Here is a 24,056-nt window from a genome sequence, read left to right as displayed (position 1 = left end):
GGATTTTCAAGGTCTTTGCAATTTTACGAAAACTATACCACGCACCCGAACCGTTAAATAACACTTCGCTGCTAGCTTCCCCCCACATTATGAAGATGGTGGGTGAGTTCTCATGACGAAGAATACGGAAAGAAAGACCTGGGTCTCCCGCCTTCTGCGGGACCGCGGCGGTAATTTCGGAATGATGACGGCGCTCGTCTTCCCGGTCATGCTGGCCGCCGGTGGCGTCGCCATCGACCTGACCACCATGGTCATGAAGAAAGCCGAATTGCAGGACGCCGCCGACGCGGCCGCCCTCGCGGCGGCCTCCGCACTGGCCAACGACGGCAAGAGCATCTCCGAGGCGAAGGTCATCGCGATGAGCTTCCTGAAGACACAGATGAGCGGCTCGACCAAAGAGGAAGAGGAAAAGGCCAAGACGGAAGGGACGAGCGGTTCGGACGGCAACGAAAATGGCGTGGAAGAATACGATTTCGATGCCTCGACCGTCGTCGAGATCATCGAAACGGCGCTGGTCGGCAACGGCAAATCGTTCAAAGTGAACGTCTCGACAAGCTACGAGATGAAGTTCAACCCCTTCACGCGGCTTCTCGGCCAGACGAAGACCACGATGAACGCCGCAAGCTCGGCGGAAAGCGCGACGGAATCGAAGAACGCCCTCTCGATGTTCCTCGTGCTCGACAAATCCGGCTCGATGGCCTGGATCACCAACGAGAAGGACGCAGCGGTAAAGTCCTGCATCAACTGGACAGAATCGAACTGGGGCAACACCAAGACCAAGGCGACGAGCCCGTGCTACGTTTCCAAGATGGCCGCGCTGAAGCTCGCTGTGGCAAGCCTCTTCACTCAGTTCAAGGCGGCCGACCCGACAGACACCTTCGTGCGCACAGGCACCATCGCCTATGATTCGGTGAGCTATACACCAAGTGCGCTGGCCTGGGGCTTCACAAGCTCGCTGGACTACGTCAACAAGCTCGACGCCAATGGCGGCACGGCCTCCGGCGCAGCCATGAAGACGGCTTACAACAGGCTGAAGGAAGCGTCCGAAAACACCGCTCACAGGGATAAGAACGGCCAGGTTCCGACCAAATACATCGTCCTCATGACGGATGGCGACAACAACAACACGGCCGACGACACGAGCACGAAGGCAACCTGCACCTCGGCCAAGAATGATGGCATGGAGGTCTACACCGTTGCCTTCATGGCACCGACCCGCGGCCAGAATCTGCTCAAGGATTGTGCATCGAGCGCTTCGCACTATTTCCAGGCCGAGAACATGGCAGCCCTCGTCGCGGCCTTCAAGGTGATCGGCGAGCGGACCTCCGCGGTGGTCTCCCGCCTGACCAAATAAGCGGCATTCCGCTATAGGAAAAAGCAAAACCCGCTGGGCCGGCCCAGCGGGTTTTTTAGCATATTCAACGTGTTTCAGGCATGTCGAAAATGCATGCGGCCTTTCTAGAAAAGCCTGTTGCAAGCGCTTCGGATAGATGCATAAATTGATTTAAACGCGACTTTCGCGAGAACGGACGCACAGAATGCGAGGGGGCAAAGTTCACCAATGATGAACCGGGTTACCAACAACGATCTCGCTCCCGCCCCCCGATCATCCGATCGCGAACAACTTGCGACCGAGCTTCTGGAGCGCCTCAAATATCGTATCGGCAAGGACCCGAAAGTGGCCAAGCCGCATGACTGGCTGACGGCGGCCATCCTCGTCGCGCGCGATCGCATCACCGACAAGTGGATGGACTCCACCCGCCGAACCTATGCAACGGGCGCAAAGCGCGTCTATTATCTATCGCTCGAATTTCTCATTGGCCGCCTGATGCGCGACGCCATGACGAATATCGGCATCATGGACGAGATGCGCCACGCGCTCGCCTCGCTCGGCGTCGATCTCGACATCATCGCCGAACTGGAGCCGGATGCTGCCCTCGGCAACGGCGGCCTCGGGCGCCTTGCCGCCTGTTTCATGGAAAGCATGGCGACGGTCGACGTGCCGGCCTATGGCTACGGCATCCGCTACGTGCACGGCCTCTTCCGCCAGCAGATGGCGGACGGCTGGCAGGTGGAGCTTCCGGAAACCTGGCTCGCCCACGGCAACCCCTGGGAGTTCGAACGGCGCGAAAGCTCCTATGAAATAGGCTTCGGCGGCGCCGTGGAAACGATCAATATCGGCGAGGACAAGCAGCGCTTCGTCTGGAAGCCGGCCGAACGCGTCATCGCGACGGCCTATGACACGCCGGCCGTCGGCTGGCGGGCCAAGCGCGTCAACACGCTGCGCCTGTGGGCCGCCAACCCGATCGACCCGATCCTGCTCGATGCGTTCAATGCCGGCGACCATATCGGCGCCCTGCGCGAGAGCAACAAGGCGGAGAGCCTGACGCGCGTCCTCTACCCGGCCGACGCCACCTCCGCCGGCCAGGAACTGCGCCTCAGGCAGGAGTTCTTCTTCTGCTCCGCCTCGCTGCAGGACATCCTGCGCCGCCACCTGCAGCAATATCCCGACTTCACGTCACTGCCGGATGCCGTGGCGATCCAGCTGAACGACACGCACCCGGCCATTTCCGTCGCCGAACTGGTGCGATTGCTCACCGACGTGCACGGCATCGAGTTCGATACGGCCTGGGACATCGCCCACCGCACCTTCTCCTACACCAACCACACGCTGCTGCCGGAAGCACTGGAAAGCTGGCCGGTGCCGCTGCTTGAGCGCCTGCTGCCACGCCATATGCAGATCGTCTACGCGATCAATGCCAAAATTCTCATCGTGGCACGCAAGGAAAAGGGTTTCGAGGATCAGCGCATCCGCAACATCTCGCTGATCGAGGAATCGGGCGAGCGGCGTGTGCGCATGGGCAATCTCGCCTTCGTCGGCTCGCACTCGATCAACGGCGTTTCGGCACTGCATACCGAACTGATGAAGGAAACGGTCTTCGCCGACCTGCACAAGCTCTATCCGGACCGCATCAACAACAAGACCAACGGCATCACGCCACGCCGCTGGCTGATGCAGTGTAATCCGGGGCTTTTCAACCTGATCCGCGAAGCGATCGGCGATGCCTTCATGGACGATGCCGAGGCGCTGAAGGCGCTCGACGCCTTCGCTGACAACCGAGATTTCCAGGAGCGTTTCGCCGCGATCAAGCGGGAGAACAAGAACCGCCTCGCCAATCTCGTCGGCAGCCGCATGGGCGCCAGGATCGATCCCGCCGCGATGTTCGACATCCAGATCAAGCGCATCCACGAATACAAGCGCCAGCTGCTGAACATCATCGAGGCCGTGGCGCTCTATGACCAGATCCGCTCGCACCCGGAACTCGACTGGGTTCCCCGGGTAAAACTCTTCGCCGGCAAGGCGGCGCCGAGCTACCACAACGCCAAGCTGATCATCAAGCTCGCCAACGACGTGGCGAAGGTAATCAACAACGACCCGGCGGTGCGCGGCCTGCTCAAGGTCGTCTTCGTTCCGAACTACAACGTCTCGCTCGCCGAGATCATGGTGCCGGCCGCCGATCTTTCGGAGCAGATTTCCACTGCGGGCATGGAAGCGTCTGGAACCGGCAACATGAAGTTCGCGTTGAACGGCGCGCTGACGATCGGCACGCTCGACGGAGCCAATGTCGAGATGCGCGACCATGTGGGCGAGGAGAACATCGTGATCTTCGGCATGACGGCGGAAGAGGTGGCGAAGGTCAGGGCCGAGGGGCACAATCCACGCGCCATCATCGAGCAGTCGAAGGAGCTGTCGCAGGCGCTCGCCGCAATCTCCTCGGGCGTTTTCTCGCCTGATGACCGCAACCGCTTCGCCGGTCTCGTCGATGGCCTCTACAATCATGACTGGTTCATGGTCGCAGCCGATTTCGACGCCTATGCCAGAGCCCAGCGCGATGTCGATGCCATCTGGAACGACAAGGCATCCTGGTACTCCAAGACAATCCGCAACACGGCCCGCATGGGCTGGTTCTCATCCGACCGCACCATTCGCCAATACGCCAAGGAAATCTGGAGAGCCTGATGACCGCACCGCCGAAAAAAGGCACGACGGGGGGACCGTCAGAGCTTCTGGCGAAGGCAGACATCGACGCGATCTTGGAAAGCCGGCACTGCGACCCGTTCGCAGTGCTCGGCCTGCACGCGGCCGGCGACGGCCATGTCGCCCGCTGCTTCCTGCCCGGCGCCGCAGAGGTGACCGCCGAGACGCTCTCGGGCAAGGAGATCGGCGTGCTGACGCAGGTCGATCCGGCCGGCATCTTCGCCGGCGAGGTCTCCCTCAAGAAGCTTCAGCCGATCCGCTACCGCGCACGCAATGACAGCGGCGAGTGGGTGGTGGTCGATCCCTATTCCTTCGGCCCGGTGCTCGGCCCGATGGACGACTACTACATCCGCGAGGGCTCGCATCTTCGCCTCTTCGACAAGATGGGCGCTCATCCAATGACGCTCGAGGGCATCGAGGGCTTCCACTTCGCCGTCTGGGCGCCAAATGCCAAGCGGGTCTCCATTGTCGGCAACTTCAACAACTGGGACGGCCGGCGGAATGCGATGCGGCTACGCCGCGACACAGGCATCTGGGAAATCTTCCTGCCCGGCATCACCACCGGCCATGCCTACAAATACGAGATCGTCGGCATCGACGGCGAGGTCCTGCCGCTGAAGGCCGATCCTTTCGCCCGCCGCTCGGAGCTCCGCCCCGCCAACGCCTCCATGACGACAGGGCCGATCGACCAGGCCTGGGAGGACAAGGCGCACCTGGCGCACTGGGCCTCGGCGGACGCCCGCCGCCAGCCGATCTCGATCTACGAGGTGCATGCCGGTTCCTGGCAGAAGAACGACAATGGCGACTTCCTCACCTGGGACGAACTGGCGAACCGCCTGATCCCCTACTGTGTCGACATGGGCTTCACCCATATCGAGTTCCTGCCGATCTCGGAATTCCCCTTCGACCCGTCCTGGGGCTATCAGACGACCGGCCTCTACTCGCCGACCGCCCGCTTCGGCGAGCCGGAAGGTTTTGCCCGCTTCGTCAACGGCTGCCACAAGGTGGGCATCGGCGTCATCCTCGACTGGGTGCCAGCGCATTTTCCGACCGATGCGCATGGCCTTGGTCACTTCGACGGCACCGCACTCTATGAGCACGAGGATCCGCGGCAAGGTTTTCATCCGGACTGGAACACCGCGATCTACAATTTCGGCCGCGCCGAGGTCCTGTCCTACCTCATCAACAACGCGCTCTACTGGGCAGAAAAATTCCATCTCGACGGCCTGCGCGTCGATGCGGTCGCCTCGATGCTCTATCTCGACTATTCGCGCAAGCACGGCGAATGGGTGCCGAACGAATATGGCGGCAACGAGAACCTGGAGGCCGTGCGCTTCCTGCAGTCGATGAACGCCCATGTCTATGCCGCCCATCCCGGCATCCTGACCATCGCGGAGGAATCCACCTCCTGGCCAAAGGTTTCGGCGCCGGTGCACGACGGTGGCCTCGGGTTCGGCTTCAAGTGGAACATGGGCTTCATGCACGACACGCTGCAATATCTGTCGCGCGAGCCGGTGCATCGCAAGTTCCACCACAATGACATGACCTTCGGCCTGCTCTATGCCTTCACGGAAAACTTCGTGCTGCCGCTCAGCCATGACGAGGTCGTGCACGGCAAGGGCTCGCTGATCGCCAAGATGGCCGGCGACGATTGGCAGAAATTCGCAAACCTGCGCGCCTATTACAGCTTCATGTGGGGTTATCCCGGCAAGAAGCTGTTGTTCATGGGCCAGGAATTCGCGCAATGGCAGGAGTGGAGCGAGACCCGCGCACTCGACTGGAACCTGCTCGAATATCCGTTGCACGAAGGCATGCGCCGGCTCGTGCGGGATCTCAACGGCACATACCGCCGCAAGGCGGCGCTGCATGCGCGCGACTGCGAAGGCGACGGCTTCGAATGGCTGATTGCCGACGACCGGGAGAACTCCGTCTTCGCCTGGCTGCGCAAGGCGCCGGGCGAGAAGCCGATCGCCATCGTCACCAACTTCACCCCCGTCTATCGCGAGAATTATGGGGTCCCGCTTCCGGTGGAGGGCCGCTGGCGGGAAATTCTCAACACCGACGCCGAAATCTACGGCGGCAGCGGCAAGGGCAACGGCGGCGCCGTACAGGCCAAGAAACAGGCAAATGGAAGAATAACAGCCACGATCACCCTGCCGCCGCTGGCGACGCTGATGCTCGAGCTGGACGCATAAATTCGACTGTCGGGAGGACACTATGGAGCAAAAGCGGATTCAACCCCTCGCCCGTGACGCGATGGCCTATGTTCTGGCGGGGGGTCGCGGCAGCCGCCTCAAGGAACTGACAGACCGGCGCGCCAAGCCCGCCGTCTATTTCGGCGGCAAGGCGCGCATCATCGATTTCGCCCTCTCCAATGCGCTGAACTCCGGTATCCGCCGCATCGGCGTCGCCACCCAGTACAAGGCGCATTCGTTGATCCGTCACCTGCAGCGCGGCTGGAACTTCTTCCGCCCCGAGCGCAACGAGAGCTTCGATATCCTGCCCGCCAGCCAGCGTGTGTCCGAAACACAGTGGTACGAGGGCACCGCCGATGCCGTCTACCAGAATATCGACATCATCGAAGACTACGGCGTCGAATACATGGTCATCCTCGCCGGCGATCATATCTATAAAATGGACTACGAGCTGATGCTCCAGCAGCACGTCGATTCCGGCGCGCAGGTCACCATCGGGTGCCTGGAAGTGCCGCGCATGGAAGCAACCGGCTTCGGCGTCATGCATGTCGACGACAAGGACCAGATCATCGCCTTCGTGGAGAAGCCGGCCGATCCGCCGAGCATTCCCGGCAATCCCGACATGGCGCTCGCCTCCATGGGCATCTATGTCTTTCACACGAAGTTCCTGATGGACCTCCTGCGGCGCGACGCCGCCGACCCGACGTCGAGCCGCGATTTCGGCAAGGACATCATCCCCTACATCGTCGAGCACGGCAAAGCCGTCGCCCATCGTTTCACCGCCTCCTGCGTGCGCTCCGATTTCGAGCGCGAGGCCTATTGGCGCGACGTCGGCACGGTCGATGCCTATTGGCAGGCCAATATCGACCTCACCGACATCACCCCGGAACTCGACATCTACGACAGCTCCTGGCCGATCTGGACCTTCGCCGAGATCAAGCCGCCGGCAAAGTTCGTGCATGACGACGAGAACCGCCGCGGCTCGGCGATCTCCTCGCTCGTCTCCGGCGATTGCATTATCTCCGGCTCGACGCTGCATCGCAGCCTCCTCTTCACGGGCGTGCGCGCCAATTCCTATTCCCGTCTCGAAGGCGCCGTCGTGCTGCCCAACGTCATGATCGGCCGCCATGCCAACCTCAGGAATGTCGTCATCGACAGGGGCGTCGTCATTCCGGAAGGCCTCGTCGTCGGCGAGGACCCGGTGCTCGATGCCAAGCGTTTCCGCCGGTCGGAAGGCGGCATCTGCCTCATCACCCAACCCATGATCGACAAGCTGGAGCTCTAGTCGTCCTCATGAACATCCTTTCGGTGGCATCCGAAGTATTCCCGCTGATCAAGACGGGAGGCCTCGCCGACGTCGCCGGCGCATTGCCGATCGCACTCGCCGGGCATGGAACGCACATGCGCACGCTCATGCCCGGTTACCCCGCGGTCATGCAGCGGCTGGGAAGCGTCGAGGTGGTCGCCACCTTCGACGACCTTCTCGGCGAACCTGCGCGCATCCTCGCCACCGTGCACGAGGGTCTCGATATCCTCGTACTCGATGCCCCCGGTTTCTTCGACCGGCCGGGCGGGCCCTATACGGACGCCACGGGCAAGGATTTTGTGGACAACTGGCAGCGCTTCGCCGCCCTGTCCTTCGCAGGCGCGGAAATCGCCCGCGGCCTGTTGTCGGACTGGCGGCCGGACATCGTGCATGCCCATGACTGGCAGGCGGCAATGACGGCCGTCTACATGCGCTATACCGGCCTCCAGCACATTCCCACCATCGTCACCGTGCACAACCTCGCCTTCCAGGGCCAGTTCGGTGCCGATATCTTCCCGGGCCTCGGCCTGCCGCCGGAAGCCTTCACCGTCGACGGGCTCGAGTATTACGGCGATGTCGGCTTCCTCAAGGGCGGCCTGCGCACCGCCTGGTCGATCACCACGGTCAGCCCCACCTATGCCCACGAGATCATGACGCCGGACTATGGCATGGGGCTCGAAGGCCTGATCAATGCCCGCGCCGGCGACCTCGTCGGCATCGTCAACGGCATCGACACCACCGTCTGGAACCCCGAAACCGACAACCAGATCGCCCGCCCCTACGCCGCCGGCTCGCTGAAGCAGCGCGCGGTCAACCGGCAGGCACTGGCCGAACGGTTCAATCTCGAACAGGACGACGGCCCGATCTTCTGTGTCGTCAGCCGCCTCACCTGGCAGAAGGGCATCGACCTCATCGCCGAAATCGCCGACTGGATCGTCGATCAGGGCGGCAAGCTCGCCGTGCTCGGTTCCGGCGACCAGGGCCTCGAGGGCGCCCTGCTCGCGGCCGCCTCCCGCCATCGCGGCCGCATCGGCATCGTCATCGGCTACAACGAGCCGCTGTCGCATCTCATGCAGGCCGGCGCCGACGCGATCCTCATCCCCTCGCGCTTCGAGCCCTGCGGCCTCACCCAGCTCTATGGCCTGTGCTACGGCTGCATCCCGGTCGTCGCGCGCACCGGCGGCCTTGCCGATACCGTCATCGACGCCAACGAGGCCGCCCTTTCCGCCCGCGTCGCCACGGGCTTCCAGTTCACCCCGATCAATGCCGAGGGCCTGCGCCAGGCGCTGCGCCGCGTCTTCAAGGCCTGGCGCGAACCAAAAATCTGGGGCCGCATCCAGAACCAGGGTATGAAGTCGGACGTTTCCTGGGAAAACAGCGCCGCGCGCTATGCCGACCTCTATTCCAGCCTACTTTCGCGAGTGTAAGCCGATGACCATCAAGACCGTATCGACCACGCCCTATTCCGACCAGAAGCCCGGCACGTCCGGTCTGCGCAAGAAGGTCCCCGTCTTCCAGCAGAAGAACTATGCGGAGAACTTCATCCAGGCGATCTTCGATTCCCTGGAAGGCTTCGAGGGCCAGACGCTGGTGATCGGCGGCGACGGCCGCTACTACAATCGCGAGGTCATCCAGCTTGCCATCAAGATGGCCGCCGCCAACGGTTTCGGCCGCGTGCTGGTCGGCCGTGGCGGCATTCTCTCGACCCCCGCTGCGTCCAATGTCATCCGCAAATACAAGGCCTTCGGCGGCATCGTTCTGTCGGCCAGCCACAATCCCGGCGGCCCGACGGAAGACTTCGGCATCAAATACAATATCGGCAATGGCGGCCCGGCGCCGGAAAAGATCACCGACGCGATCTTCGCCCGCACCAAGGTCATCGACAGCTACAAGATATCTGACGTCGCCGACGTGAATCTTGACCTCGAAGGCACGCACGAAATCGAGGGAATGGCGATCACCGTCATCGATCCCGTGGCCGACTATGCCGAGTTGATGGAACAGCTCTTCGATTTCAACGCGATCCGCGGCTTGCTCGCCGGCGGCTTCCGCGTCGTCTTCGACGCCATGAGCGCCGTCACCGGCCCCTATGCCAAGGAGATCCTCGAAAACCGCCTCGGCGCCACCAAGGGCTCGGTGCTCAACTTCATGCCGCTGCCAGACTTCGGCGGCCACCACCCGGACCCCAACCTGGTACACGCCCGCGCGCTCTACGAGACGATGATGGCCGACGACGCGCCGGACTTCGGCGCCGCCTCCGACGGCGACGGCGACCGCAACCTGATCATCGGCAAGGGCATCTTCGTCACCCCGTCCGACAGCCTGGCGCTGCTCGCCGCCAACGCCCATCTTGCGCCCGGCTATGCCAAGGGCCTCGCCGGCATCGCGCGCTCCATGCCCACCTCGGGCGCCGCCGACCGCGTCGCGGAAAAACTCGGCATCGGCATTTTCGAGACGCCGACCGGCTGGAAATTCTTCGGCAACCTGCTCGACGCCGGCCTTGCCACGATCTGCGGCGAGGAGAGCGCCGGCACCGGCTCCGACCATGTGCGCGAGAAGGACGGCCTCTGGGCCGTGCTGCTCTGGCTCAACATTCTCGCCGTGCGCAAGGAAAGCGTTCTCGACATCGTCGAACAGCACTGGGCGACCTACGGCCGCAACTACTACTCCCGCCACGACTACGAGGAAGTCGACACCGATGCCGCGAACGGTCTTGTGGCGAACCTGCGCGACCAGCTAGCCACCCTTCCCGGCAAGAGCTTCAGCTCCCTCACCGTCGCAACGGCAGACGATTTTGCCTACAACGACCCGGTGGACCAGTCGGTCAGCAAGAACCAGGGCATCCGCATCCTCTTCGAAGGCGGTTCGCGCGTGGTCTTCCGCCTCTCCGGCACCGGCACCTCGGGCGCGACCCTGCGCGTCTACATCGAGCGCTTCGAGCCCGACGCCGCGCGCCACGACATCGACACGCAGGAAGCTCTCGCCGACCTCATCGCCGTCGCCGACGAGATCGGCGGCATCAAGACCCGAACCGGCCGCGATGCGCCGACCGTGATCACCTGAGATGACGATCACCGCCCCTTCCTTCGCGCCGGGCGCCACGCTCTCCGGGGACGGGGTGGAGTTCGCGGTCTATTCGCACAACGCCGGCCGGGTCGAGCTTTGCCTGTTCGACAACAATGGCGACAAGGAACTCGCCCGCCTCGCAATGGGGCGGGACGAGAACGGTTTCCACCGTGTCTTCGTCGAAGGCGCGACCGCTGGAACATGCTACGGCTTCCGCGCCGATGGTATCTATTCCCCCGACCACGGCCTCTGGTTCGACCCGACAAAACTGCTCGTCGATCCCTATGCCAAGAAAATCGACCGCCCCTTCGTGCACGACGGCCGCCTCACCCGCTTCGGTGTCGAGACGGCGGATATCGTGCCGAAGGCCATCGTCACACGAAACCGGCCGGTCGATGTAAAAGCGCCGCTCTTCCGCCCCGGTGGCTTCGTCTACGAGGTAGCGGTGCGCAGCTTCACCATGCTGCACCCCGACGTGCCGGAGGCGGTGCGCGGAACCGTCGGCGCGCTTGCCCATCCCGCCGTGCTCGCCCATCTCAAGCGCCTCGGCGTCGATGCCGTCGAGCTGATGCCGATCACCGCCTGGATCGATGAACGCCATCTGCCGCCTCTCGGTCTTTCCAACAGCTGGGGCTACAACCCGATCGCGCTGATGGCGCTCGATCCGCGCCTCGTTCCCGGCGGCATGAAGGAACTCGCCGACACCGTCGCGGCACTGCGCGCCGAAAACATCGGCGTCATCCTCGACCTCGTCTTCAACCATTCCGGCGAGAGCGACCTCCACGGCGCGACGCTCTCCATGCGCGGCCTCGACAACCTCACCTATTACCGCCATGTGGAGGGCCGCCCCGGCGAGCTGATCAACGACACCGGCTGCGGCAACACCATCGCCGGGGAACACCCGATCGTACGCCAGCTCGTGCTCGACAGCCTGCGCCATTTCGTGCGCCATGCCGGCGTCGATGGCTTCCGCTTCGACCTTGCCACCATCCTCGGCCGCGAGGCGGACGGTTTTTCCGCAAGGGCCGCGCTGCTCTCGGAAATCTGCGCCGACCCGCTGCTCAAGGACCGCGTGCTGATCGCCGAACCCTGGGACATCGGGCCCGGCGGCTACCAGCTCGGCAATTTCCCGGAACCCTTCCTCGAATGGAACGACCGCTATCGCGACGACACGCGCACCTTCTGGCGCGGTGACAGCCACCGGCTCGGTGCCTTCGTCACCGCGCTTGCCGGCTCTTCCGACATCTTCTCCCGCCACGGCGGCGACCGCACCCGCTCCGTCAATTTCCTCGCCGCCCATGACGGCTTCACCTTGATGGACCTTGTCTCCCATACGGTGAAACACAACGAGGCGAACGGCGAGGACAACCGCGACGGCCACAACGAGAACCATTCCTGGAACAACGGCGCCGAGGGCGAGACGACGGACGGCGCGGTGCTCTCGGCCCGCCGGGCGGATGTAAAGGCGCTGCTGGCGAGCCTCTTCCTCTCGCGCGGCACCGTCATGCTGACGGCCGGCGACGAGGGCGGACGCAGCCAGAACGGCAACAACAACGCCTATTGCCAGGACAACGCCATCACCTGGATGCACTGGGACCGGCTCGACGACGGTCTGATCGAACACACCGCCATGCTCTCTGCCATTCGCAAGCGTTTCCCCGCCCTCACGGAAACGACCTTCTGGAGCGGCACCGGCGATATCGAATGGCGGACACTGGCAGGCACCCCAATGACGGTCGGCGACTGGGAAGCGCCGTTCGCCGGAACCCTGCTTGCCATCCTCAAGACGCCTGATCTACAGCAGCAGCGGATCGTCCATCTCGCAATCGCCATCAACCGGACGCATGGTGAGCAGGCGCTCGCCCTGCCGCCACCGGAGGGACGCGACTGGACGAGCCTGCTTTCCACCAACCATCCCGCGACCAGCCTCATCCATCCCCGCAGCGTCGAGATTTTTGTCGAAAAGCACTGATCTTCATTGTCCGGACAAACCATCTCTCTAAAGCATGTCGCGCAAACGCGCCGCGCTCTTGCGAGAATACCGAATCCAGGCGCGCATCGAGCGGCAGGAAAACCCTATGCCAGAGACCATTCACCTGAAGGACATCGGCACCCTCGTCGGCACCGAACTCGGCCTGTCGCGCTGGTTCACGGTCGACCAGACGGTGATCGACCGTTTTGCCGAAGCGACGGAAGACCACCAGTTCATCCATACCGATCCCGTGCGGGCAGCCGCGGAAACGCCCTTCGGCGGCACGATCGCGCACGGCTTCCTGACGCTCTCACTGCTTTCAGCAATGAACTACGATTGCGTGCCGCGCATCGTCGAGCAGACGATGGGCATCAACTACGGCTTCGAGAAGGTCCGCTTCATGACGCCGGTGAAAAGCGGAACGCGTGTGCGCGGCCGCTTCGTTCTCGCCGAAGCGCGCTTTCGCGGTGCCGGCATGGTGACCATCCGCTATGACGTCTCAGTGGAGATCGAGGACGAACGAAAGCCCGCCCTGACCGCCGACTGGATCACCATCATCCAGTTCGATCCCAAGGACCGGCCGGAGGACGTGTGAAAATCCGTCTCGCCGCACCGGAAGACATCGCGATCCTCGGTGCCTGCGACTTTTCCTTCCTCGTCACCCGCGAAGCTGTACCACCTTTCGACGGCGACTGGTTGGCGCAGGCCCGGCCTGTGGAGCCCTATGCCAAGAGCTACGGCTTCGACGCGGATGACCTCAAAGCCGACCTGAACGACGAGAACAAGGCGCTCTTTGTCGTTGTCGGGGACGAGGCGCCGGTCGGCTATATCGTACTCTCGAAGGGATGGAACAATTTCGCCTTCATCGATGACATCGCCGTCGATACGGAGTGGCGTGGCACAGGCGCAGCGCAGCGCCTGATACAGCAGGCGTTTCGCTGGGCGAAGGACAACGGCCTGCCGGGTATTCGTCTCGAAACCCAGACGACCAATGTTGCCGCCTGCCGGTTCTATCTGCGCCAGGGTTTTACCCTCGGCGGCTATGACCGGCACCTGTACGAAGGGCTGTCCCCCGGGACGCGGGAGACAGCCCTGTTCTTCTATCGGTTCTTCTGATCGCGGTCAGAGCCCGGCGTCTTCCGCGCCCTCGGCAAGCAGGCCGAAGGCGTAGGGCGAGAACGAGCGCCAGCATTCCACGCGATAGTCTTCCTCGCCGGTGCGCAGGAGCACGATCTCGATCTTGCCAAGCACCGTGCGCGCCGCGGCGCCAACCGGGAAGATCGCATTGCCGAGATCGAGCGGGCAGCCACTGGCAATCGCTCCGGCCGCGTTGGGGCCGGAAACGAGGATCGCCGTGTTGCGATGCGAGACATCCGTCGCCGAATGCAGCGCGGAAACGCCCGATGCAATGCCCATCAGGTCGGCGCCGTTCTCGTCGATCAGCAGCCATTCGTCCGGCCCGAGCCAGAGCGCGTGGCGCCCGCTGACGGAGGCCGAGGTTTTCGGCCGTCTCGGCAGTTCGAGGCCGAAGGCCAGCGAAAGCGTGCCGATGGCATCTTCGCCTGCACGCAGCGAAAGACGGGTTGCAGGGGCGGCGGGCGTGACGCGCGCGCCGGCGGAACCACCATGACGGCCGGCGAGCGGCGCCTTGCGAAGAGCTTGATCAGCCATTGAGGCGTCCTCCTTCCTTGTCGATGAACACCATGTCGCTGACCTCGACCGCGATGGTACGGTCGGGCATCGGCACGTAGAGCGTCTGGCCAAGCCGTGCCTGACCACCGGCGACAAGCGCCATGGCGATCGAGCGGCCGCAGTTTTCCGACCAGTAGGACGAGGTCACATGGCCGAGCATTTTCATCGGCTTCGGCTCGTTCGGATCGGCGACGATCTGCGCGCCCTCCTCCAGCACCACGTTCGGGTCCTTGGTCAAAAGGCCGACGAGCTGCTTGCGCCCCTCCTTGACGAGGTCCGGACGCTTCAGGCCACGGATGCCGACGAAATCCGTCTTCTTCTTGGAGACGGCCCAGCTCAGGCTGGCATCGTGCGGCGTCACCGTGCCGTCCGTATCCTGGCCGACGATGATATAGCCCTTTTCGGCGCGCAGGACGTGCATGGTCTCCGTGCCGTAGGCGCAGGCCCCGAGCGGTTCGGCGCGGGCCCAGATGGCTTCCCAGACGGCCTGGCCATAATCGGCGGGAACGTTGACTTCGTAGCCCGCTTCGCCGGTGAAGGACATGCGGAAGAGCCGCGTCGGCACGCCGCAGATCTTTCCTTCGCGCACGCTCATATGCGGGAAGGCTTCGTTCGAGATGTCGATGCCTTCGATGAGCGGCTCGAGGATTTCGCGCGCCTTCGGACCCTGCACGGCGATGACTGCCCACTGTTCGGTGGTCGAGGTCAGCCAGACCTTCAGATGCGGGAATTCCGTCTGGAGATAGTCTTCCATGTGGTTCATGACGCGCGGCGCGCCGCCCGTCGTCGTCGTGACGTGGAAGCGATCCTCCGCGAGGCGCCCGACGACGCCGTCGTCATAAACGAAACCGTCTTCGCGCAGCATGATGCCGTAGCGGCAACGGCCGGGCTTCAGCGTATCCCAGGCGTTGGTGTACATCAGGTTCAGGAACTCGGCGGCATCGGGGCCGACGACTTCGATCTTGCCGAGCGTCGAGGCATCGAAGAGGCCGGCGGCATTGCGCACCGTGCGGCACTCGCGGTTGACCGCGTCGTGCATGGTTTCGCCGGGGCGCGGATAATACCAGGCGCGCTTCCAGTTACCGACGTCTTCGAAGACCGCGCCATGCGCTTCTTCCCAGGCATGCATAGGCGTCTTGCGCGCCGGATCGAAGAGTTCGCCGCGCGAATGGCTGATCAGCGCGCCGAAGGTGACGGGCGTATAGGGCGCGCGGAAGGTGGTGAGGCCGATCTTCGGGATCTCGCGGTTCAGCACTTCAGAGGCGATGGCAAGGCCGTGGATGTTGGACAGCTTGCCCTGGTCCGTCGCCATGCCGTTGGTGGTGAAGCGCTTGATGTGCTCGATCGAGTGCATGCCTTCGCGCACGGCAAGGCGGATGTCCTTGGCGCAGACGTCGTTCTGGAAATCGACGAAAGCCTTGACGGTCGTATCGACGCCGGCGCCCTCGCCCGCGCCGGCCATGCCGCCGGTCCATTCGAAGGCGTTTTCACCCGAGAGCTCGACCTTGCCGCCGCCCTCGTTGCCGGTAGCGCGGGCCATCAGCTCGCCCGCGGCCAGCGATTCCTCGATGGTCGCCTGGAGGCCGTCCGTGCCATTGCACGAACCGACCGAGAGGCAATCCTGCGCATAGGCTCCCGGCAGAAAGCGGCCGGAGGCGGCATCATAGGCCACCTTGCCGCGCGACTGCGAGAAGAGGTGGACGGAGGGCGTCCAGCCGGCGGACATCAGCAGCGCATCAACCGGGATGGCGCGGGCCGAGCCGCCGCCATTGCGGGCGACCGACATGGAGGAGACGCGCAGCTTGCCCTTGGTGTCGACGACCGAATGGCCGGTCAGCACCTCGATGCCAAACTTGCGGGCTTCCGCCAGAACGGCTTCGCCCGGCTTCTCTCTGTTGTCGACGATGGCGGCGATGGTGACGCCGGCACGCTTCAGGTCGAAGGCGGCCTCATAGGCCGAATCACTCGCCGTGTAGACGCCGACCTTGCGGCCGACGGCGACGCCGAAATGGTTGAGATAGGTGCGCGCCGCTGAGGCGAGCATGATGCCCGGCCGGTCGTTGTTGGCGAACACCATATGGCGCTCGATAGAACCGGTGGCGAGGATGACGCGCTTGGCGCGCACCTGCCACATCCGCTCGCGCGGCAGCTTCTTGTCAGGCTTTGCGAGGTGGTCGGTGACGCGCTCGACGAGGCCGACGAAATTGTGGTTGTAGTAGCCGAAGGCCGTCGTGCGGGTGAGGACGGTGACGTTCTCCATCGCCTTCAGCCTGGCGGCCGTCGCCTGCGCCCAGTCGTAGCCGTTCCGACCGTCGATCGTCACCGACGTGTCGTAATGCAGCGCACCGCCGACTTCCGGCTGCTCGTCGCAGAGGATGACGCGCGCGCCGGCTTCGGCAGCGGCAAGTGCTGCCGAAAGGCCGGCGACGCCGCCACCGGCGACGAGCACGTCGCAATAGGCATAGCGGCTGGCGTAGTGGTCCGGATCCTCTTCCGTCGGCGCGACGCCGAGGCCGGCGGCCTTGCGGATGAAGGGCTCGTAGACCTTTTCCCAGGCGGCCTTCGGCCACATGAAGGTCTTGTAGTAGAAACCGGCGGCGAAGAACGGCGACATCAGGTTGTTGACGCCGCCGATATCGAAGGCGAGCGACGGCCAGCGGTTCTGCGAAGAAACCTTCATGCCGTCAAAGACTTCTTGCACCGGCGCGCGCACGTTCGGCTGGCGGCGGGCGGCATCGCGCGAAACATCGATCAGCGCGTTCGGCTCTTCCGGGCCTGCCGACAGGATGCCGCGCGGGCGATGGTACTTGAACGAGCGGCCGACGAGGTGCACGCCGTTGGCGAGCAGCGCCGAGGCGACGGTATCGCCTTCCAGCGCGTCGAATGTCTTTCCGTCGAAGGTAAAACGCGCTGTCTTGGCCGGCGTCAGGCGGCCCTGACCGGCAATGCGATTGGCGCCGCTCATTGCGCGGTTCCTTCCGTGGTTTCAAAGGTTTCGGCGGGTTTTTCGGTGGTTGTCGGCGCACCGGAGAGATCAGGCTTAGGCTCGCCCGCCTTGTAGCTCATGACGAACTTGTCGCTCACCGTGTCGCGTGCCGCGTTGAAGAAGCGGCCGCAGCCATGGATATGGCGCCAGCGTTCGAAGATCAGGCCCTTCGGGTTGTCGCGCAGGAAGAAATACTCCTGGAACTCCTCGTCGGTGATATCGGCCATGTTGGTCGGCCGGGCGATGTGCGCGTCGCCACCGTGGCGGAATTCGAGCTCCGAGCGCTCTTCCTCGCAGTAGGGGCAGTAGATCAGCAGCATGGTATCCTACCTGTTTAAAGCTCTGGTTCCGTCACGAGCGTGCCGGGTTCCTGGTCGCAAAGTCGCTGGCCCATGGAGACGAAGGGCACAAGCCGATAAAGCAGTTGCGCGCTATCCTCGTAGGGGGCCAGCACATCCGTTATTCCGACATTGGCCATACTCATCGCAAAGAGGTTGATGTCGATGTTGTAGGCGCGTTCCATGTCGTCGCCGGGGATGAAGTAGACCACCCGTTCGCCGAGCATCGTCGTGCACCCCAACATCCCGCTCTCCGCGAGAAAGGGCCAGTTCCGCTCGCCGGCCGCCTTGCGGATCGTCTGGAAACGGAAATCATCAGGCTCGGGAATGATCGAGCCCGCCGGCATCACACCGGCCGTCATCAGCAACCCGGCAAGGAGCGCGCCGTTCATCAATGGGCCACGGCCGCCGCCGCGGCCTCGTCGATGAGGCGGCCTGTACGGAAGCGGTCCAGCGTCAGGCCGGAAGCCAGCTTGTGCGGCTCACCCTTCGCGATGAGGTGCGCGAAGAGATGGGCCGAACCCGGCGTCGCCTTGAAGCCGCCGGTGCCCCAGCCGCAATTGACGAAGAGGTTCTTCACCGGCGTCACGCCCTGGATCGCCGAACGATCCGGCGTGTTGTCGGTGATACCGCCCCACTGGCGCATCATCTTGACGCGTCTGAACATCGGGAAGAGTTCGCAGATCGCATCCAGCGTATGCGTGATGATCTGCAGACCGCCGGTCTGGGAATAGGAGTTGTACTGGTCCGTACCCGCGCCGATGACGAGTTCGCCCTTGTCCGACTGCGAGATATAGGCATGCACCGAGTTGGACATGACCACGCAGGGGAAGATCGGCTTCATCGGCTCGGAGACCAGCGCCTGCAGCGGCACGGAATGCAGCGGCAGCTTCACGTCGGCCATCGACAGGATGACCGAGTTGTGGCCGGAGGCCGACACCGCGATCTTCTTCGCGCCGATGAACCCCTTCGAAGTCTCCACACCTGTCACCGCGCCGTCGGGCCCGCGGCGGATGCCCTTGACCTCGCAGTTCTGGATGACATGCACGCCGCGATCCGACGCGGCACGGGCATAGCCCCAGGCGACGGCGTCGTGGCGAGCGGTGCCGCCGCGACGCTGGAGGGCCGCACCGTTGATCGGGTAGCGGGCGGAGGCAGAGATATCGAGAACCGGCACGAAGTCCTTCGCCTGCTGCGGCGTCAGCCATTCGTTGTCGATGCCGTAGAGCCGGTTGGCATGGACATGGCGCTGGAAGGACTGCTTGTCGTGCACATTGTGCGACAGCATCATCACGCCGCGCGGCGAGTACATGACATTGTAGTTGAGATCCTGGCTGAGCCCTTCCCAGAGCTTCAGCGAATGCTCGTAGATGTCCATGCTCTCGTCATAGAGATAGTTCGAGCGGATGATCGTCGTGTTGCGGCCGGTATTGCCGCCGCCGAGCCAACCCTTCTCGATGACAGCGACATTGGTGATGCCGTGTTCCTTGGCAAGATAGTAGGCCGCGCCCAGGCCATGGCCGCCGCCGCCGACGATGATCACGTCATATTCCTTGCGCGGCTCGGGCGAGGTCCATTGCGCCTCCCAGCCCTTGTGGCCACGCATCGCCTCGCGGGCGACGGCGAAAACCGAATATTTGCGCATCCCATGTCCTCAAAATCGCGCCGGCCCGGCCGGCTTGTTTCCTGCCCAGAAAGAAAGCAAATCCTGACGCTCCACGCCGTATCCTTTGCGACGCATTCAGGCGCACCTTGTACCACATGCGACATGAGCGTCACGGAAGCTTTGCCATGCTTTCCCACCGGCACCCCACAAATATCCTCAGCTTCCCGGCGCTTCAGGCTGGACTTCGCTGCTGCGATCTGGTATCCGACCCACCAATTGCCAGCCTGGTGGGCTGCGCGAACGCAATCTATTTGCCCGGCGACCCGTGCTCGGTGGGCGTACAACAAACAAAGGAACGGGATTCTCGTGCAGGTACTTGTCCGCGACAACAACGTTGATCAGGCTCTCCGCGCTCTCAAGAAGAAGATGCAGCGCGAAGGTATTTTCCGTGAAATGAAGATGCGCGACTTTTACGAAAAGCCGTCGCAGAAGCGTGCGCGTGAAAAGGCTGAAGCCGTCCGTCGCGTTCGCAAGCTGGCTCGCAAGCGCGCCCAGCGCGAAGGCCTCATCGGCGGTCGTCCCGGCGCCCGTTGATCGGCCGTCTTTTCGACGTTTTCGGATGCAAGACCGGGCGGGGGCGAACATTTCGCCGCCGCCTTTTTTGACGTGACCGGACGTTTTTTCACAGATGTGAAAGACTTCCCGTGCAATTCCGGGCGCTATCGCTACGCACCGTCGCCGGAATTGCTTTCAAGCGTAGCGTTTTCATCGCGCATGAGGCGCGACAGAAGCCCACTTTGAGGATTCGCACTTGGACATGGCTGCATCTACCGGGTTCCCGACCGACCGCTTCTCTCCCTCGGCTGCCCGCCTGCGCCGCCCCCTGATGGCCGCCGTCGCCGCCACGTCCATCGCGCTCCTTCTGACCGGCTGCCAGTCGACCGCTACGTCGACGGACGTGCTGAAGGTCGAGCGCGCCCAGGGCTCGGAAGAGAACATCTCCTCGCTCTCGGCAGTGATCGCCGCAAACCCGCAGGACCCGGCCGGCTACAATGTACGCGGCTCCGCCTATGGCCGCGCCGGCCAGTATCGCCGCGCGATCGACGACTTCAACCGCGCGATCGAGCTCAATCCGCGCTTCTACCAGGCCTACGCCAACCGTGCGCTCGTCGAGCGCAGCCAGGGCAATCAGGCGCAAGCGGCGAGCGACTACAACACTGCGCTGCAGCTCAGCCCGAACTACGACGTCGCCTATATCGGTCGCGGCAATCTTTATCGTCAGGCTGGCCGCCTCGACGAGGCCTTCCGCGACTTCAACCGCGCGATCGAACTCGATACGACCGATCCGCGCGCCTATCACAATCGCGGCCTGATCTTCCAGGCCCGCCGCCAGCACGACAAGGCCATCGAGGACTTCTCGAAGGCCATTTCGCTCTCGCCGAACTCGGCCGAGCCCTACAATGGTCGCGGCATTTCCTATGCCGCGCAGGGCGACGACGACAATGCGTTCCAGGACTTCAACACGGCGATCAACCTCGACGGCAAGCTTGCCGAATCCTGGGCAAACCAGGCGCTGATCTACGAGCGCCGCGGCGACATGGCCCGCGCGGCAAAATCCTATTCGCACGCCCTGAAGCTCGACCCGAACTACAAGCCGGCCAAGGACGGCCTTGCCCGCACAAGAGGCGCCGCCTCGGCTGCAAAGCCCGCTTAAGCTACGCACCTCTCGTTCGTCATCCTCGGGCCAGCCCGGGGTTCTCCTTCCGGGAGATTCTGAAACAAAAAAAGCCCGCGATCATCTCGCGGGCTTTTTTGTCTCGGTTGAAACCCTCTTAGTGGTTCATCGCCTTGACGATATCGTCGGTCATCTTCTTGGCATCGCCGAGCAGCATCATCGTGCCGTCCTTGTAGAACAGCGTGTTGTCGATGCCGGCATAGCCCGAGCCAAGCGAGCGCTTGACGAAGAGGCAGGTCTTCGCCTTGTCGACGTCGAGGATCGGCATGCCGTAGATCGGCGAGGACTTGTCGTCGCGCGCCGCCGGGTTCGTCACGTCGTTGGCGCCGATGACATAGGCGACATCCGCCTGGGCGAACTCGGAGTTGATATCCTCGAGCTCGAACACTTCGTCATAGGGCACGTTCGCCTCAGCAAGCAACACGTTCATGTGGCCGGGCATGCGGCCCGCCACGGGGTGGATCGCGTACTTCACCTCGACGCCGTTCTTCTTCAGCGCGTCGGCGAGTTCCCGTACCGCATGCTGCGCCTGCGCCACCGCCATGCCGTAGCCCGGCACGATGATAACCTTGGAGGCGTTCGCCATCAGGAAGGCCGCGTCGTCGGCAGAACCCTGCTTGACCGTGCGCTGCACACCGTCATCCGCCGCTGCCGCGCCGCTGTCGCCGCCGAAGCCGCCAAGGATGACAGAGATGAACGAGCGGTTCATACCCTTGCACATGATGTAGGACAGGATCGCACCCGAGGAGCCGACCAGCGCGCCGGTGATGATCAGCGCGAGGTTGCCGAGCGTGAAGCCGATGCCGGCCGCAGCCCAACCCGAATAGGAGTTGAGCATCGAGACAACGACGGGCATGTCGGCGCCGCCGATCGGCACGATGAGCAGCACGCCGAGCGCCAGCGCCAGAATGACGATCAGCCAGAAATCGAAATGGCTTTCCGACAGGGTCAGGCCGACGATGAAGAAGACGATCGCCGCGAGCAGCACGATGTTGATGACATGCCGGTAGGGCAGCATGATCGGCTTGCCGGACATGCGCCCGTCGAGCTTCAGGAAGGCGATGATCGAGCCGGTGAAGGTGATCGCGCCGATGGCGGCACCCAGCGCCATTTCGATGAGCGCCTGGCCGTGGATCTCGCCGACCTGGCCGAGGCCGAAGGACACCGGCGAGTAGAGCGCGGCGGCAGCGACCAGCACGGCGGCAAGGCCGACGAGCGAGTGGAAGCCCGCCACGAGCTGCGGCATCGAGGTCATCGGGATCGAGCGCGCGATATAGGCGCCGGCACCGCCGCCGATGGCAAGGCCGAGCACGATGAGCACGAGGCCACCGAAGGACGGCGTCGCGAGCAGCAGCGTCGTGCCGATGGCGATGCCCATGCCGATCATGCCGAGCATGTTGCCGCGGCGGCTGGTCGTCGGATGCGACAGGCCGCGCAAGGCCATGATGAAGAGCACCCCGGAAACGAGGTAGAGGAAGGCTGCGAAGTTTGCGTTCATCGGGCCGCCCTCACTTCTCTTTTTTCTTGTACATCGCCAGCATGCGCTGGGTGACGAGGAAGCCGCCAAAGATGTTGACGGAGGCGAGGATGAGCGCGACGAAGCCGAAGCCGGTCGCCACACCCGAGAGCGAGATACCGACGGCGAGCAAAGCGCCGACGACGATGACCGAGGAGATGGCGTTGGTGACGGCCATCAGCGGCGTGTGCAGCGCGGGTGTCACCGACCAGACAACATAGTAGCCGACGAAAATCGACAGCACGAAGATCGCCAGACGGAAGACGAAAGGATCGATCGCCCCGCCGGAAACGCCGTGCGCCGCCGCAGCGGCCGCATCCGGCACATATTCGGAAGCGGCGCGGACAGCTTCCACCGCACGTTCCAGATCGGTGATCGCCTTGTCGAGAAGTTCGTTCGCCATCACTTGCCCTCCCCTTGCTGAACGCTACCGCCAAAATTCGGGTGCACCACGGCACCGTCCTTCGTCAGCATCGTCGCCTTGACCAACTCGTCCTCGACATTGACCGAAACCGACTTCGTTTCCTTGTCGACCATGGTCTCCAGGAAGGTGAGAAGGTTCTTGGCGTAGAGCGCCGAAGCGGAGGCCGCGATACGGCCGGGCACATTGAGATAGCCGATGACCTTGACGCCTTCGACCTCGGCAACGCGGCCTGCCTCAGCGCCCTCGATGTTGCCACCCCGCTCGACCGCGAGATCGACGACAACGGACCCCGTGCGCATGGCCGCCAGCATCTGGCGCGTCACAAGCCGGGGGGCAGGACGGCCGGGAATGAGCGCCGTCGTGATGATGATGTCCTGCTTGGCGATATGGTCGGCGACGAGCGCGGCCTGTTTCGCCTGATACTCCTTGGACATCTCTTTCGCATAGCCGCCGGCGGTTTCGGCGGCCTTGAACTCGTCGTCCTCGACGGCGATGAACTTGGCACCAAGCGAAGCGACCTGCTCCTTTGCGGCCGGGCGCACATCCGTCGCGGAGACGGCGGCACCGAGGCGGCGCGCGGTCGCGATAGCCTGAAGGCCGGCAACACCGGCGCCCATGACGAAGACTTTCGCGGCCGGAACCGTACCGGCAGCGGTCATCATCATCGGCATGGCGCGGTCGTATTCATGGGCGGCGTCGATGACGGCCTGATAGCCGGCAAGGTTCGCCTGCGAGGACAGGATGTCCATCGACTGGGCGCGTGTGATGCGCGGCATCAGTTCCATGGCGAAGGTGGTGAGACCGGCACTGGCCATCTCGGCGATGGCGGCTTCGTTGCCGTAGGGATCCATCGTGGCAATGACGATGGCGCCGGCCTTGTAGGCGGCGATTTCGGCCGAGGTCGGCCGCCGGACTTTCAGGACGACGTCCGCTGCCCTTGCCTCTTCGGCCCCGACGATGCGTGCGCCGACAGCTTCGTAATCCGCATCCAGGATGCGGGAGGCAAGGCCGGCACCGGTTTCCACCAGCACGTCGAGCCCCAGGCTTTTCATTTTCTTGACTGTTTCAACGGAGCCCGCGACGCGGCCCTCCGCCGGATCACTTTCCCGTGCTACAAAAACACACTGACTCAAACCGTGGTCCTCCCCCCGAGACTGGCCGTGTTAAATCACGGCGCCGGA

General features: G+C 63.6%; 19 protein-coding genes. 11 read left to right on the top strand and 8 right to left on the bottom strand.

All coding sequences use genetic code 11. From position 1 onward, the window contains the following. Positions 1 to 112 precede the first annotated feature (112 nt). From AKG11_RS10065 to AKG11_RS10025, 9 genes are all read left to right on the top strand, one after another. A complete protein-coding gene (locus AKG11_RS10065) occupies positions 113 to 1,354 on the top strand; it encodes a vWA domain-containing protein (RefSeq protein ID WP_024270890.1) in 1,242 nt (413 codons plus the stop codon). 207 nt (positions 1,355 to 1,561) lie between these two features. Then, positions 1,562 to 4,021 (top strand): glycogen/starch/alpha-glucan phosphorylase, encoded by a 2,460-nt coding sequence (locus AKG11_RS10060; RefSeq protein WP_050743779.1) that lies wholly within the window; start codon positions 1,562 to 1,564, stop codon positions 4,019 to 4,021. Further along, on the top strand, positions 4,021 to 6,234 hold the full coding sequence (gene glgB, locus AKG11_RS10055; RefSeq protein WP_050743778.1) for a 1,4-alpha-glucan branching protein GlgB: 2,214 nt from the start codon (positions 4,021 to 4,023) through the stop codon (positions 6,232 to 6,234). Before AKG11_RS10060 ends, glgB begins: the two co-directional genes overlap by 1 nt. A 22-nt stretch (positions 6,235 to 6,256) precedes the next feature. Then, on the top strand, positions 6,257 to 7,519 hold the full coding sequence (gene glgC / locus AKG11_RS10050) for a glucose-1-phosphate adenylyltransferase (RefSeq protein ID WP_024270891.1): 1,263 nt from the start codon (positions 6,257 to 6,259) through the stop codon (positions 7,517 to 7,519). An 8-nt stretch (positions 7,520 to 7,527) separates the two neighbouring features. After that, the gene (gene glgA / locus AKG11_RS10045; protein ID WP_050743777.1) at positions 7,528 to 8,967 is read left to right on the top strand and encodes a glycogen synthase GlgA; all 1,440 of its coding nucleotides are present in this window, start codon (positions 7,528 to 7,530) and stop codon (positions 8,965 to 8,967) included. Positions 8,968 to 8,971: 4 nt separating this feature from the next. Next, complete coding sequence (locus tag AKG11_RS10040; protein WP_050743776.1) at positions 8,972 to 10,603, top strand: alpha-D-glucose phosphate-specific phosphoglucomutase; 1,632 nt, start codon at positions 8,972 to 8,974, stop codon at positions 10,601 to 10,603. A gap of 1 nt (position 10,604) precedes the next feature. Beyond that, positions 10,605 to 12,578: a glycogen debranching protein GlgX gene (glgX, locus tag AKG11_RS10035; protein WP_050743775.1), complete on the top strand. Its 1,974-nt coding sequence runs from the start codon at positions 10,605 to 10,607 to the stop codon at positions 12,576 to 12,578. 106 nt (positions 12,579 to 12,684) lie between these two features. Next, positions 12,685 to 13,173 (top strand): MaoC family dehydratase, encoded by a 489-nt coding sequence (locus AKG11_RS10030; RefSeq protein ID WP_050743774.1) that lies wholly within the window; start codon positions 12,685 to 12,687, stop codon positions 13,171 to 13,173. Beyond that, a complete protein-coding gene (locus tag AKG11_RS10025) occupies positions 13,170 to 13,694 on the top strand; it encodes a GNAT family N-acetyltransferase (protein ID WP_050743773.1) in 525 nt (174 codons plus the stop codon). Before AKG11_RS10030 ends, AKG11_RS10025 begins: the two co-directional genes overlap by 4 nt. Positions 13,695 to 13,700: 6 nt before the next feature. On the opposite strand, the gene AKG11_RS10020 is transcribed toward AKG11_RS10025, so the two are convergent. Genes AKG11_RS10020 through AKG11_RS10000 form a run of 5 tightly spaced genes read right to left on the bottom strand, consistent with a single transcriptional unit; the run spans position 13,701 to position 19,239 of the window. Beyond that, positions 13,701 to 14,249, bottom strand: a complete 549-nt coding sequence (locus AKG11_RS10020) for a sarcosine oxidase subunit gamma (protein ID WP_050743772.1) — start codon at positions 14,247 to 14,249, stop codon at positions 13,701 to 13,703. Further along, positions 14,242 to 17,235 (bottom strand): sarcosine oxidase subunit alpha, encoded by a 2,994-nt coding sequence (locus tag AKG11_RS10015; protein WP_050743771.1) that lies wholly within the window; start codon positions 17,233 to 17,235, stop codon positions 14,242 to 14,244. The genes AKG11_RS10020 and AKG11_RS10015 overlap by 8 nt, the downstream gene beginning before the upstream one ends. Next, a complete protein-coding gene (locus tag AKG11_RS10010; RefSeq protein ID WP_050743770.1) occupies positions 17,232 to 17,576 on the bottom strand; it encodes a sarcosine oxidase subunit delta in 345 nt (114 codons plus the stop codon). Before AKG11_RS10010 ends, AKG11_RS10015 begins: the two co-directional genes overlap by 4 nt. A 14-nt stretch (positions 17,577 to 17,590) precedes the next feature. Further along, the gene (locus AKG11_RS10005; RefSeq protein ID WP_023514822.1) at positions 17,591 to 17,986 is read right to left on the bottom strand and encodes a hypothetical protein; all 396 of its coding nucleotides are present in this window, start codon (positions 17,984 to 17,986) and stop codon (positions 17,591 to 17,593) included. After that, positions 17,986 to 19,239, bottom strand: coding sequence for a sarcosine oxidase subunit beta family protein (locus AKG11_RS10000; RefSeq protein WP_024270892.1), 1,254 nt, complete (start codon positions 19,237 to 19,239; stop codon positions 17,986 to 17,988). Before AKG11_RS10000 ends, AKG11_RS10005 begins: the two co-directional genes overlap by 1 nt. A gap of 327 nt (positions 19,240 to 19,566) precedes the next feature. Here AKG11_RS10000 and rpsU point away from each other — a divergent pair, with 327 nt between their 5' ends. Next, positions 19,567 to 19,794 (top strand): 30S ribosomal protein S21, encoded by a 228-nt coding sequence (rpsU, locus tag AKG11_RS09995; protein ID WP_024270893.1) that lies wholly within the window; start codon positions 19,567 to 19,569, stop codon positions 19,792 to 19,794. Positions 19,795 to 20,017: 223 nt separating this feature from the next. Further along, entirely contained in the window at positions 20,018 to 20,914 is an 897-nt protein-coding gene (locus AKG11_RS09990; RefSeq protein ID WP_023515778.1) for a tetratricopeptide repeat protein, read from the top strand. Positions 20,915 to 21,032: 118 nt separating this feature from the next. Here AKG11_RS09990 and AKG11_RS09985 read toward each other — a convergent pair whose 3' ends face one another. Genes AKG11_RS09985 through AKG11_RS09975 form a run of 3 tightly spaced genes read right to left on the bottom strand, consistent with a single transcriptional unit; the run spans position 21,033 to position 24,008 of the window. Then, complete coding sequence (locus AKG11_RS09985) at positions 21,033 to 22,433, bottom strand: NAD(P)(+) transhydrogenase (Re/Si-specific) subunit beta (protein WP_023515779.1); 1,401 nt, start codon at positions 22,431 to 22,433, stop codon at positions 21,033 to 21,035. 10 nt (positions 22,434 to 22,443) lie between these two features. Further along, positions 22,444 to 22,854, bottom strand: a complete 411-nt coding sequence (locus AKG11_RS09980; RefSeq protein ID WP_023515780.1) for an NAD(P) transhydrogenase subunit alpha part 2 — start codon at positions 22,852 to 22,854, stop codon at positions 22,444 to 22,446. Continuing rightward, a complete protein-coding gene (locus tag AKG11_RS09975; RefSeq protein WP_050743769.1) occupies positions 22,854 to 24,008 on the bottom strand; it encodes a Re/Si-specific NAD(P)(+) transhydrogenase subunit alpha in 1,155 nt (384 codons plus the stop codon). Before AKG11_RS09975 ends, AKG11_RS09980 begins: the two co-directional genes overlap by 1 nt. Positions 24,009 to 24,056: the final 48 nt, after the last annotated feature.

Origin of the sequence: Shinella sp. SUS2, assembly GCF_001262505.1 — a bacterium.
Classification (GTDB): Bacteria; Pseudomonadota; Alphaproteobacteria; order Rhizobiales; family Rhizobiaceae; genus Shinella.
The sequence above is the reverse complement of the archived record's forward strand: the minus strand, read 5'-3'. Positions and strand labels throughout refer to the sequence as shown.

Bases quoted from the DNA above. Each gene is read 5' to 3' on its own strand.
- AKG11_RS10065 (WP_024270890.1), top strand. From the start codon at position 113: ATGACGAAGAATACGGAAAGAAAGACCTGGGTCTCCCGCCTTCTGCGG.
- AKG11_RS10060 (WP_050743779.1), top strand. From the start codon at position 1,562: ATGATGAACCGGGTTACCAACAACGATCTCGCTCCCGCCCCCCGATCA.
- glgB (WP_050743778.1), top strand. From the start codon at position 4,021: ATGACCGCACCGCCGAAAAAAGGCACGACGGGGGGACCGTCAGAGCTT.
- glgC (WP_024270891.1), top strand. From the start codon at position 6,257: ATGGAGCAAAAGCGGATTCAACCCCTCGCCCGTGACGCGATGGCCTAT.
- glgA (WP_050743777.1), top strand. From the start codon at position 7,528: ATGAACATCCTTTCGGTGGCATCCGAAGTATTCCCGCTGATCAAGACG.
- AKG11_RS10040 (WP_050743776.1), top strand. From the start codon at position 8,972: ATGACCATCAAGACCGTATCGACCACGCCCTATTCCGACCAGAAGCCC.
- glgX (WP_050743775.1), top strand. From the start codon at position 10,605: ATGACGATCACCGCCCCTTCCTTCGCGCCGGGCGCCACGCTCTCCGGG.
- AKG11_RS10030 (WP_050743774.1), top strand. From the start codon at position 12,685: ATGCCAGAGACCATTCACCTGAAGGACATCGGCACCCTCGTCGGCACC.
- AKG11_RS10020 (WP_050743772.1), bottom strand. From the start codon at position 14,249: ATGGCTGATCAAGCTCTTCGCAAGGCGCCGCTCGCCGGCCGTCATGGT.
- AKG11_RS10015 (WP_050743771.1), bottom strand. From the start codon at position 17,235: ATGAGCGGCGCCAATCGCATTGCCGGTCAGGGCCGCCTGACGCCGGCC.
- AKG11_RS10010 (WP_050743770.1), bottom strand. From the start codon at position 17,576: ATGCTGCTGATCTACTGCCCCTACTGCGAGGAAGAGCGCTCGGAGCTC.
- AKG11_RS10005 (WP_023514822.1), bottom strand. From the start codon at position 17,986: ATGAACGGCGCGCTCCTTGCCGGGTTGCTGATGACGGCCGGTGTGATG.
- AKG11_RS10000 (WP_024270892.1), bottom strand. From the start codon at position 19,239: ATGCGCAAATATTCGGTTTTCGCCGTCGCCCGCGAGGCGATGCGTGGC.
- AKG11_RS09990 (WP_023515778.1), top strand. From the start codon at position 20,018: ATGGCTGCATCTACCGGGTTCCCGACCGACCGCTTCTCTCCCTCGGCT.
- AKG11_RS09985 (WP_023515779.1), bottom strand. From the start codon at position 22,433: ATGAACGCAAACTTCGCAGCCTTCCTCTACCTCGTTTCCGGGGTGCTC.
- AKG11_RS09980 (WP_023515780.1), bottom strand. From the start codon at position 22,854: ATGGCGAACGAACTTCTCGACAAGGCGATCACCGATCTGGAACGTGCG.